General features: G+C 38.0%; 10 protein-coding genes. 5 read left to right on the top strand and 5 right to left on the bottom strand.

Annotated elements, in window-relative coordinates; translation table 11 throughout:
* The first annotated feature begins 2 nt into the window (after positions 1 to 2).
* On the top strand, positions 3 to 1,148 hold the full coding sequence (locus P176_RS0107770; RefSeq protein WP_026754169.1) for an efflux RND transporter periplasmic adaptor subunit: 1,146 nt from the start codon (positions 3 to 5) through the stop codon (positions 1,146 to 1,148).
* Positions 1,149 to 1,203: 55 nt separating this feature from the next.
* Here the strand turns inward: P176_RS0107770 and P176_RS0107765 are convergent, their stop codons facing one another.
* The gene (locus tag P176_RS0107765) at positions 1,204 to 2,742 is read right to left on the bottom strand and encodes a glycine--tRNA ligase (RefSeq protein ID WP_026754168.1); all 1,539 of its coding nucleotides are present in this window, start codon (positions 2,740 to 2,742) and stop codon (positions 1,204 to 1,206) included.
* A 65-nt stretch (positions 2,743 to 2,807) separates the two neighbouring features.
* Positions 2,808 to 3,692, bottom strand: a complete 885-nt coding sequence (locus P176_RS0107760; RefSeq protein WP_026754167.1) for a hypothetical protein — start codon at positions 3,690 to 3,692, stop codon at positions 2,808 to 2,810.
* Positions 3,693 to 3,866: 174 nt separating this feature from the next.
* Here P176_RS0107760 and P176_RS0107755 point away from each other — a divergent pair, with 174 nt between their 5' ends.
* Complete coding sequence (locus tag P176_RS0107755; protein ID WP_369793763.1) at positions 3,867 to 4,442, top strand: ComF family protein; 576 nt, start codon at positions 3,867 to 3,869, stop codon at positions 4,440 to 4,442.
* A gap of 144 nt (positions 4,443 to 4,586) precedes the next feature.
* Positions 4,587 to 6,143, top strand: coding sequence for an Ig-like domain-containing protein (locus P176_RS0107750; protein ID WP_231481211.1), 1,557 nt, complete (start codon positions 4,587 to 4,589; stop codon positions 6,141 to 6,143).
* Here P176_RS0107750 and P176_RS0107745 read toward each other — a convergent pair.
* The 3 genes from P176_RS0107745 to P176_RS19150 form a co-directional block, all read right to left on the bottom strand.
* Complete coding sequence (locus P176_RS0107745; RefSeq protein ID WP_026754164.1) at positions 6,130 to 6,909, bottom strand: amidohydrolase; 780 nt, start codon at positions 6,907 to 6,909, stop codon at positions 6,130 to 6,132. The two genes, P176_RS0107750 and P176_RS0107745, sit on opposite strands and share 14 nt — an antisense overlap.
* A gap of 15 nt (positions 6,910 to 6,924) precedes the next feature.
* Complete coding sequence (locus tag P176_RS0107740; protein WP_156032980.1) at positions 6,925 to 7,467, bottom strand: hypothetical protein; 543 nt, start codon at positions 7,465 to 7,467, stop codon at positions 6,925 to 6,927.
* Between the two features lie 79 nt (positions 7,468 to 7,546).
* Entirely contained in the window at positions 7,547 to 8,017 is a 471-nt protein-coding gene (locus tag P176_RS19150) for a very short patch repair endonuclease (protein WP_037348811.1), read from the bottom strand.
* Positions 8,018 to 8,237: 220 nt separating this feature from the next.
* On the opposite strand from P176_RS19150, the gene P176_RS0107730 reads away from it, so the two are divergent.
* On the top strand, positions 8,238 to 11,078 hold the full coding sequence (locus tag P176_RS0107730) for a TonB-dependent receptor (protein ID WP_026754162.1): 2,841 nt from the start codon (positions 8,238 to 8,240) through the stop codon (positions 11,076 to 11,078).
* The gene (locus tag P176_RS0107725; RefSeq protein WP_026754161.1) at positions 11,056 to 12,084 is read left to right on the top strand and encodes a phytase; all 1,029 of its coding nucleotides are present in this window, start codon (positions 11,056 to 11,058) and stop codon (positions 12,082 to 12,084) included. Before P176_RS0107730 ends, P176_RS0107725 begins: the two co-directional genes overlap by 23 nt.
* Positions 12,085 to 12,087 lie beyond the last annotated feature (3 nt).

The following is a 12,087-nucleotide window of genomic DNA, read 5'->3' as shown; positions in this document are numbered from 1 at the left end:
AGATGAAACGTATATATATCCTCATAATTTCAATGGCTCTAGTAGCTTGTGGAAATTCAGAAAAACAACCAGAGCAAAAGGAAGGCACAAATGCTCATGCAGAAGATGTGTCTATTACAAAAGCCCAATTTGAAGGTGAAGACATGGCCTTTGGCACCTTAGTCGAATTTGATTTTAATCAATCAATAAAAGCCAACGGGATGATTGATGTGCCACCTCATAATAAATCTAGCGTAACTACTTTTGTTGCTGGCTATATTACTAAGACACCTTTATTGGTTGGAGATAGGGTTAAAAAAGGACAACTTTTAGTGACTTTGGAAAACACGGAGTTTGTGGAAATTCAGCAGAATTACCTGGAAGTTGCAGAACAATTGAACTATTTGAAATCTGAATTTACGCGTCAGAAAACGCTATATGATGAACAAATTACTTCAGAAAAAAATTATCTCAAAGCTGAAAGTACCTATAAAAGTAATTTGGCTCATTACAACGGATTACAGAAAAAATTACAAATGATGAACATTAATCCGTCAAACGTCTTGGCCGGAAATATCAGCACAACCATTAACCTTTATGCGCCAATTGATGGTTATGTTACTAAGGTAAATGTAAGCAACGGGACTTATGTATCCACAAGCGAAGTGATCATGGAAATTGTAGATACCGATCATATTCACTTAGAGCTATCGGTTTTTGAAAAAGACATCATGAACGTAAAGAAGGGACAAAAAATTCTATTTAAGATTCCTGAAGCTTCAGGAAAAAGTTTTGAAGCAGAAGTACACTTGGTGGGCACCACAATTGACGATAAAACAAGACGTGTTAAAGTGCACGGGCATTTTGATAATGATCAAGAAAATTTTATTGTTGGAATGTTTATAGATGCAGAAATTATCACTGATACTCAAAAGCAGCTGGGTTTGCCAAGAGAGGCGGTCATTGAGGTCGGTGATAATGCGTTCGCTTTAGTTTTAGTGGAGCAAAATGAGAACGGCTTTAATTTTGAGAAAGTAAAATTGGAGTTGGGAAACCAAACCGAAAACAGCTTTGAGATTTTAAATGCTGAAGCTTTAAAGGATAAGCAAATTGTAATTAAAGGGACGAGTATGTTGCTTAGTGATAGTGGTGGAGAACATAATCATTAAAAAAAAGCGCCAAGGTAGCATTACCTTGGCGCTTTTTTTATTTATCAGGAACAAATTACATTTTCATTAACCACTCCTTAACATCAACTTCTTTCTTGATGATGTCTTTGAGATCATCAATCTTAACCCGTTGTTGCTCCATAGTATCACGGTGACGAATAGTGACCATGTGGTCTTCTAAGGTGTCATGATCAACGGTAATACAAAATGGGGTACCATTGGCATCCTGTCTTCTATAGCGTCGTCCTACGGCATCCTTTTCGTCGTAAGTGACGTTAAAGTCCCATTTCAATTCTTCAACTATTTTTTGGGCAATTTCTGGTAAGCCGTCTTTTTTGACCAGTGGTAAGATGGCTGCTTTTGTTGGAGCTAAAACAGCTGGCAATTTAAGTACTGTTCTCACACTGCCATCTTCAAGAGTTTCATCTTCCAGTGCATTTGAAAATACTGCCAAAAACATGCGGTCTAATCCAATAGAGGTCTCTAGAACGTATGGGGTATAGCTGGCATTTTCTTCATGGTCAAAATACTGTAGCTTTTTGCCAGAGAATTCTTCGTGTTGTTTCAAATCAAAATCAGTACGGGAGTGAATGCCCTCTAATTCTTTAAATCCGAAAGGAAATTTGAATTCAATATCTGTAGCGGCATCGGCATAATGGGCTAATTTCTCATGGTCATGAAAACGATAGTTGTCAGATCCCAAGCCTAAAGATAAATGCCACTTCATTCGTGCCGATTTCCAATGCTCAAACCATTCTTTTTGTGTGCCTGGTTTGATAAAAAATTGCATTTCCATTTGTTCAAACTCGCGCATTCTAAAAATGAATTGTCTTGCTACAATTTCATTTCTAAAGGCTTTTCCTGTTTGTGCAATTCCGAAAGGAATTTTCATACGTCCTGTTTTTTGAACGTTGAGGAAATTGACAAAAATACCTTGAGCCGTTTCTGGTCTTAAGTACAAATCCATCGCGTGCTCTGCGGAAGCACCAAGCTTAGTGCCAAACATTAAGTTAAACTGCTTGACATCTGTCCAATTACGGGATCCGGTCATTGGATCTGCAATTTCCAACTCTTCAATCAACGCCTTGACATCTGCTAAGTCTTCATTTTCTAAAGATTTACCCAGACGTTTTAAGATGCTGTCTATTTTTTCAAAATAGCCAACAACCCGAGGGTTGGTGGTTACAAATTCTTCTTTATTAAAGGCCTCACCAAAGCGTTTTTCGGCTTTAGAAACTTCCTTATCTATTTTGCTTTCAATTTTAGCACAATAGTCTTCAACCAAAACATCGGCGCGGTAACGCTTTTTAGAGTCTTTGTTGTCTATAAGCGGATCGTTAAAAGCATCAACGTGTCCAGAAGCCTTCCAGGTGGTAGGGTGCATAAAGATAGCAGCGTCAATCCCGACGATGTTCTCATTCATTTGTACCATGGCTTTCCACCAATAGTCTCTAATATTTTTTTTGAGTTCTGCGCCATTTTGGGCATAGTCATATACTGCGCTTAATCCGTCATAGATTTCGCTGCTTTGAAATACGTAACCATACTCTTTTGCGTGAGAGATTACTTTTTTAAATTGATCATCATTTGCCATGGCACAAAAATAAAAAACCGCTTCAATTAAATGAGCGGTTTGATTGAAATTATATTTCTAATGGATTATCTTAAATTCAGTTGGGTACCTCCCAATCGTCTTCCGTCTTCAAAAACAGAGATAAAATAGGTGCCAGGAAGCAGTGGTTTTTCGTTAGCTTCAGCCTTAACGTCTAAACAAACATCAATGTCATCGTTTTTGTAATCTACAATCAATTTTTGACTGTAGATCAAATGGTCTTTGCCAAAATTAATCACGCCTTTATCGGCAACAACATTATTTTTTGGATCAAGGATTTGAATGTAGAGGTTCTTTCTTCCGGACGCAGCCAATACGTTTTCTGCAAGTGCAAAACAGACCTCTATACTAGAAACGTGTTTCGCTTTTTTAGAGGCATTTCTGATTCCAATATCATGACTGTATCCAATAGCCTTAAAACTATTGGCGCTAATTAGTGATGCTTTCTCGATATCTCGATTTAAGGAGGCATTCTGCCTTTTTAAGCTGAGGTTTTCGTTTTTTTCGCGACGAAGTTCAGTATATGCTAAGTGCTTTTCAGATTGTAAATCGCTGTTGACGTCATCTAAAGAATCTATGGTGCTAAATAAAGATTTATTAGTAACTTTAAGATAATTAAGCTGTTGCTTTAGTTTGGAAAGGGCTGAGAGATCTGTTTTGACCGTTCTCAACGAGTCCAAAGCCAATTGCGCGTCGCTTTTAGCGTCCAGAAGTTGGGAGGCGATTATATTATTAGTTAGGAAGGTTTCGTCATAGCGTTCTATCATTTCAGATAATTCGCCTTCGACAAGATTTTTTTCCTGTTCTAGAAATTGTTGTTGGGCCTCAATGGATTGATAACTTGTAAAACTAAATACCGTTAAAAGGGTGACCGCAACTATTAATGAACCAATAATTAATCTGTAGTTAAAAAATTGAGGGTTAACTATCATTTTAATTTTTCAAATGGTAAAGCGCGAAACTATAGAATATACATGTTCTAATTAATTTTTTTCGTTGAAATGGTAAAAAACTTGTTGAACTTATTTTTTCCAGATGTTTGTTACGCATGTAACAGTCTTTTAACTGATAACGAGCTACATATTTGTACAAATTGCAGACATGAAATGCCATTAACTAACTTTCACGACGATTCAAATAATGCCGTCCATAAGACCTTATACGGTCGTGTAAAATTTGAAAATGCAACGGCCCTTTTGCATTTTTCAAAGAAAGGAATTGTTCAGCAACTCATGCACAATTTGAAATACAGAGGGCATGAGACTATTGGGGTGGTTTTGGGACAATGGCTGGGTGAAGAATTAAAGACTCTTGAAGGCTATAGAGCCATAGAAGTCGTAGTGCCTGTTCCGCTTCACAAAGCAAAACTCAGAAAAAGAGGCTATAATCAAGTTGATAAATTTGCCTTAGCCCTCTCTAAGGCCTTGGATGCAGAATTGAATACCACAACATTGGTAAAAATTACAAATTCTAAGACCCAAGTTTTCAAAGACCGATTAAAACGAAGTAGTGACATCAACTCAAATTTCACGGTTGTAGATCTTGACAGCCTAAGAGGAAAACACGTGCTCTTGGTTGATGATATCATTACAACTGGAGCTACAATAGAAGCCTGTGCTAACGCCATGAACAAGATACAAGACATCAAATTAAGCCTAGCGTTAATGGCCATAACAGACTGAGCATGGGGTGACCTTGTCAAAACCGCGTTAATTTTTTGGCGTTTGCTACAAATTAATTGTTTATTTGCTTAACATTGAAAAAAGAGCTTCTATAGCATGCAACGTATCTTCCTGCAAATTTTTGTTTGTTTAATTATTGCTTTAATGGCAATTAATTGTGCCAGTAGAGGTACGCCAGACGGTGGAGCCAAGGATCTTGAGCCGCCAAAAATCATCAGGGAAACGCCTAAAAACTATTCAACGAACTTTAAGGGGAAAGAAATTAGAATTTATTTTGATGAATACATTAAGGTGAAAAACTTGCAGAAGCAATTGATTGTCTCGCCTCCAATGGATCCTCCTCCTACAACCACACCATTAAGCGTTGCCAGTAAGTACATTCAAATTATTATCAATGATACGCTTGATGATAATACCACTTATGCCTTTAACTTTGGGCAGAGTATTGTAGATAATAATGAAGAAAATCCATACGATTATTACCGTTATGTATTTTCTACGGGAGATTATATAGACTCATTACGCGTCACGGGAACTATTTTAGATGCCGAAAAACGCCAGCCAGATGCCTTTGTATCGGTCATGCTTTATGAAATGGATTCTACCTATACAGATTCTACCGTTTACAAGGAACGACCAAAATACATTACCAATACCTTAGATAGCCTTACCATTTTTAGCATTGATAACATCAAGGCAGGTAAGTACAAAATGATAGCGCTCAAAGAGGAAAATCCAAATTATACCTATCAACCAAAAACAGATAAGATAGGGTTCTATGAAGGGGTGGTCACTGTACCAACAGATTCCTTTTATACCATTACCATGTTTCAAGAAGTTTTAGATTTTGAATCTGAACGACCAAAGCAGATTGCTGGCCAAAAAATAGCATTTGGCTATGAGGGAGATTATCAAGATATGGAAATTGAAATGATAGGCGATACGCTTCCTACCATAGAAAAACGTATTACTAAAGATCCTAAGGCCGATTCTCTCTATTATTGGTACAAACCCAAAATTGAAAGGGATTCTGTTCTTTTTGTGGTAAAGAATAAAACCTATGTAGACACGTTAACCCATAAATTCAGGGATTTGGAGAGAGATTCTTTAGTGATTACAGCATTGTCATCAAGTACCTTAAGTTTTAGGGAAGACTTTCAAATTAAAGGCTCGGTACCTTTTGTAAGGTTTGATGAGAAACAAGTCACTGTTTTAGACAAAGATTCTCTAGAAGTTCCGTTTACCTCTACTTTTTCTGAACTGAAAAATGTCTATAACCTATCTTTTGAAAAAGAAGAATCCCAAAAATATAACATCACGGTGCTCCCTAACGCATTTGAGGATTTCTTCGGAAATGTCAATGATACCTTGAGTTATAATGTGAACACCAAGACATTTGCCGATTATTCTAACATAAGGCTCACCCTTAGAAATGCAGAGTACCCTATTATTGCTCAATTGGTAACAGACAAGGCAGAGGTTAAATATGAACAAGCTATTGCCAAGGAGCAGCTTATAGATTTTAGAAATCTCGCTCCTGGAGCCTATTATTTGCGGATTATTTTTGATGCCAATGGCAATGAGAAGTGGGATACTGGTAATTTCTTAAAGAGTACACAGCCAGAGCACATTAGTTACTATCCTGAGCCCATTGATGCCCGAGCCAATTGGGACCCCATTATCGATTTTACTTTAAAATAAAGTCGTCCCTATCATTTAAAAATCCCAATTTATGGCGATACTTCTCAATATGCGATTTATCTAAAGTAACTATCTCTATAGCGTCTTTAGTGACTAAGGCGGTATCTAATCTATTACCAAGCACATCATAAGCTGCAGAATGTCCTGAATATTCATGGCCATTGCCATCTAAACCTACCCGATTTACACCAATACAATAAGTCATGTTTTCAATAGCTCGCGCTTTTAAAAGAGTGTCCCATGCCGAGATTCGAACCTTTGGCCAATTGGCGACATAGAGCAATAGGTCATAATCTGTATCATTTCTAGACCATACCGGAAAACGCAAATCATAACATACCAACGGGCAAATTTTCCAACCTTTATAATCTACCAATAAACGCTCTTTTCCTGCGGAATAGACGTTTTGCTCTCCCGCTAAAGTGAAGGTGTGTTTTTTATCATATTTTAATATGGTGCCATCGGGATACACAAAAAGGAGTCTGTTGAAAAAATCGTCTGACGCTTTAATGACCAAACTCCCCGTAATGGCGGCCTGTTTTTCTTTAGCAAGAGCAATCATCCATGACACGGTTTCGCCATCCATGGTTTCGGCAACCGATTTTGCATTCATTGTAAAGCCAGAATTGAACATCTCTGGGAGTACAATTAAGTCAATTTCCGAAGAAATTTGATTTAGTTTTTCAAGCAAGTTGATACGATTTTGCTCGGGATTTTCCCAAAATAAATGCGTTTGAACAACTGCAACGTTTAAGGTTTGGGCCATACTGATAAGCGTCTGTTATTTATTGAGAGCGTCCATTTTTTTCTTGGTTTTTTCAATGTCCTCGTTCAATTCGGTAAATCGCTCTTGCCACTTTTCCTCATCATTTGGTGAAAGTTTCCCTTTCTTTTTTAGACGCTCATATTTTTCTTTTTGGTCTACAAGTTCTTTTTTGGCTTCCAGATAATTTTCACGGGCCTCAGCTTTTTCTTTAAGTTGACGTTGTAACGTTTCTTGCTTTTCAATGAGCTCATCCCTTTTTTTCTGGGCTTCTTTTTGTGCTTTCTCTAAATCACTTTGCTTTTTCTCTAACTCTTTCTGTAATTTTTCAGCCTGTTTTTTAGCATCTTGTTGCTTCTCTACAAGCTCTCGGATATCTTTCTTTTCATCTTCGGTAAGTGTTTCACTAACATCTTGACCTTTATTAGTAATAACATTTCCTTTAATTTCGTAAACAGAGCCATCTGCTGTAATCACTTTTTCAGAACTTCCGCAGGCAACAAGAGCGAGTGCCATACCAATATATAATGTGTTTGTTAATTTCATTTTTTTAGTTTTCAAGTTTTCTTAATTAAAGCAAATTTCAGCGATTATAGGCCATAGTTATTACAGATTTAACATTTGACTCAACGATGACAGCTCAATTATAATCGCCTGTTTGTAAATATACCATTACATCGTTGATGCACGTTTTGAGATTGGTTTTAACTTCAGATTCCCAAAACCGAAACACTGTAAATCCAAGAGTCTCTAGTTGCGCATTCACCTCTCTATCGCGCTGCATATTTCTTTCAATTTTTGGAATCCAAAACCCCCGATTGCTTTTTAGCTTAGCCTTGCGTTCTTCCCAATCATAGCCATGCCAGAATTCGCCATCAATAAAAACAGCCAATTTGTGTTTTTTAATAGCAATGTCAGGTCTTCCAGGGAGTCGCTTGTTGTCTATTCTGTAACGCACATCTTGGGCCCAAAGCGCTCTTCTAAATAACAGCTCTGGTCTGGTGTTTTTGCCACGAATCTTACTCATTATTTTTGAGCGTTTTTTAGTGGTATAAAACCCAGACGCCTCATTGAATCTTGGCACTTTTATTTTTTCTTCGGAATAGGACATCGCCCAAACAAAATACTAAATTCTTTAAAAAATCGGGAGCTCTTAAGCCATTTAAAATAGCTGTTATGCCCTTCATTTAGCGTAATGATTACCTCAATGTTAAGCGAGCATAAAGTCACCATCAAAAAGATCAAAGCGTAACATTTTCGTAAAACCGAGGTAAACCGTTTAAAATACGCATGCATTTATTTTGGGAAACTAATTAATCAACCCTCTTATTATGAAAAAACAGTTAGTTTTATTCATCACTTCACTTTTGTTTTGTGGTATTGCTTTCGCGCAAGAAGGCAACATTCAAGGTGTGATTATTGATGAACAAGGACTCCAAATTCCGTTTGCAACCATTAGTCTAGAAACCCTAAAAAAAGGAACAGTCTCAGATATTAACGGTAAATTTTTAATATTAAATGCTCCAGTAGGTAGTCAAACCTTAAAAATCGAATATCTAGGCTATGCCGATCAAGAGGTTACAGTAGAGGTCAAAGAAGATCAAACCGTTGAAGTCAATGTAACGCTGGTTTCTATGGCAGAATCTTTACAGGATATTCTAGTTATTGGTCAAGCTAGTGGTCAAGCTAAGGCCCTGAACACACAAAAGAATAAGCAAAACATTACCAATATTGTGTCTACAGATCAAATTGGTAAATTTCCCGATGCTAATATTGGTGACGCTGTAAAGCGTATTCCTGGGATTACCATGCAAGTAGATCAAGGCGAAGCTCGTAATATTATTGTAAGAGGTTTGGCGCCACAATTAAACTCTGTAACTTTAAACGGATCGCGAATTCCATCTGCTGAAGGTGATAACAGAAACGTGCAAATGGATTTAATCCCAGCAGATATGATCCAGATCATAGAAGTTAATAAAGCCGTCACGCCAGATATGGATGCCGATGCCCTTGGAGGTTCTATAAATTTAGTAACACGTACTGCGCCAGAGGGATTCAGGCTCTCTGCAACAGCAGGCTCTGGGGTTAGTTTTGTAACCGATAAGCGCATCTTAAACGGCTCATTTCTATTAGGTGATCGAACAAAAGACGGCAAGTTTGGCTGGATGGTGTCTGCCTCTTTAAATGATAACGACTTTGGATCTGACAATATTGAAGCCGAATGGATAGATGAATTTGAATACAATTCTGGTCAAAATGATGAGGACGGCGAACCTATTTTAGAAGCTGTAGATGTCAACCCTTACACCAATGTTTTTGAGCAACGCACCTATATTATTCAAAGGGTGAGACGAAGCTTTTCTGCTAATCTAGATTATAACTTCAACGCTAATAACAACATTTATCTAAAAACAATGTACAATTGGCGTGATGATCGCGAAAACAGATATGCCTTTGCTCAAGAAATGTTGGATGCAGAAGATATTGCTGCCGGCGATTTTGAAATCAATGATAACAATATCCCTGTTAGATTTCCTATAGAAGCGGCAAGAGAAACCAAAGCCGGTTTGAATAATGATCGGAATAAGAACACGCGTCTTGAAGATCAACGTATGCAAAATTATAGTCTTGGTGGCAAGCACCTCTTCGGAAATCTTCAATTTGATTGGATGGGCTCTTACGCCAAAGCTTCTGAAGAACGGCTTAACGAAAGATATGCCCAGTATGTTTCAGAATATAGCATCATCAACAATCCGTCTTTGCCCGAGTTTCCATTATTTACTCCTGTAAATCCAGAGCAGGCCAACAATCTTACAAATTATGAATTCGACGAGGTTACAGAGGAAAACCAATACACCGAAGAAGAGGACATTAACATGTTCCTCAACTTTCAATTACCGGCAAACTTTTTTGATCAAGGTGACGGTTTTGTAAAATTTGGAGCAAGAGGTCGTTTTAAAAAGAAATATAGAGATAACAACTTTTTTGAGTTTGACCTTGCAGATACCTATCCAACCTTGGCGGATGTGCCAGCTCGAGATATTTCGGATCCAGATTTTTTAGCCGGTAACGAATATCAAGCAGGTTTTTTTGCTGCCCCAGAGTGGTTGGGAAGTTTAAACTTAAACCCAGCAGATGGAGAAAGTGTGCCTGATGAGTTTTTAAGAGCGAATTACAATGTTGAAGAAAACGTGTATGCCGCCTATGCTATGATTAGTCAAAAGGTGTCCACTAAATTTACCGTACTTGCCGGTCTAAGGGTAGAAAACACCCAAATTACTGCCACAGGAAACGATATATTAGATGAAGAAGAGGTGATAGGTGAAATATCAGATGAAAGCTCCTATACCAACGTGATGCCGAGTGTGCATTTAAAATATGATGTCACTGATAGAGCAGTGTTACGTTTTGCCTGGACCAACACCTTGGCAAGACCTAATTATGAAAACCTAGTTCCTTCGGTAGATGTGGTTGCTGAAGATGAAGAAATCTATGTAGGAAATCCCGAATTGGATCCTACAACGTCTATGGGTTTTGATCTTATGGGAGAATACTACTTTCAAAGTGTGGGGATAGTATCAGGAGGCGTCTTTTATAAAGATATCGATAAGTTTATTTATACGTCTCAATTTGAAGACGCCGAAACTGGTTTTGATGTATTTCAGCCACTTAATGGGCAGGGTGCTACCATCTTTGGAGCTGAGTTTGCCTTCCAGAGAAAATTGGATTTCTTGCCAAGCATTCTTAAAAACCTAAGTGTTTATGTCAACTATACCTATTTAACTTCAGATGCTAAAGGGATCAAAAATGAAGATGGTGAGGAGCGTGGTAATCTCGATTTGCCTGGGACGTCGCCAAACATGTTTAATGGCTCTTTAGGTTACAATGACAAAAAATTCAACATTCGCTTTTCAGTTAATTTTTCAGACGCATATATCGATGAGTTAGGAGGAAGCGCTTTTGAAGATCGCTATTATGACCAACAGGTCTTGGTAGATCTTAACGCCAGTTATGCCATCACGCCTAATCTTAGGGTTTATGCAGATTTGAATAACATTACAGACCAGCCTTTACGCTATTACCAAGGCATTAGCCAAAGAACTGCTCAAGCAGAATATTATGGAAGACGTTTAACTTTTGGATTGAAATATGACTTATTTAAGAAAAACTAGCCTCGCAATTTTAGTCACAAGTATGCTTTGGTCTTGTGGGCCAAAGCTGCCTGAAATCAAGCCGACATTGATTACAGAGAAAACGCCGCACGATACTGATGATCCAGCAATTTGGGTCAACAAAAACGATCCTGGGCAGAGCATTGTCTTCGGTACCGATAAAGACGAGGTTGACGGGGGTGTTTACGCTTTTGATCTCGACGGAAAAATCATTAGGGAGAAATCCATCACAGGGTTGAGTTATCCTAACAATGTAGATTTGGCTTATGATTTTAAGCTGAATGATTCTACAGCCACCGATATTTTAATGTTTACTGAAAGGGAAAAAAACAGAATCCGATTGTATGCTATTCCAGAGATGACACCTTTGGATGGAGATGGTTTTCTGGTGTTTGAAGATGAAGAGGACATCAACAATAGAAGGCCAATGGGTATTGCCATCTATACCAATCCAGATTCTCAAAGAACCTATGCTTTTGTAAGTCGAAAAATTGGTCCAACCACCGATTATCTTTACCAATACGAGATTGTATCAGATAGCTTAGGAGTTCAAGCCAAACTGGCGCGCAAATTGGGCCGTTTTAGTGGCAGTAAAGAGATAGAGGCCATAGCCGTAGATAATGAACTTGGTTTTGTGTATTATGCAGATGAGATGGAATGTATTCATAAATATTATGCAGATCCTTCAAAAGGCAGCGAGGAGATTTCATGTTTTGGTCGGGACTATTTTAAACGCGACATAGAAGGTATTGCCATTGCAAGATATCCTGATGGCTCCGGAGCAATCATAGTCTCTAACCAACAAGCACACACGTTCTCTGTATTTGATCGTGAGACCAATGCCTTTATCAAGGAAATCAACTTAGGCACGCTTGAGACCGATGGTTGTGATGCTACTACCGAAGCTTTGGGCAATCAATTTCCTAATGGTTTATTTGTCTCCATGAATGATGAGAAAGACTTTTTTTTCCACGATTTAAAAAGCTTGGAATTAGAAGCAGAGTAATCT

The organism is Sediminibacter sp. Hel_I_10, from assembly GCF_000688335.1.
GTDB lineage: Bacteria > Bacteroidota > Bacteroidia > Flavobacteriales > Flavobacteriaceae > Psychroserpens.
The sequence above is the reverse complement of the archived record's forward strand: the minus strand, read 5'-3'. Positions and strand labels throughout refer to the sequence as shown.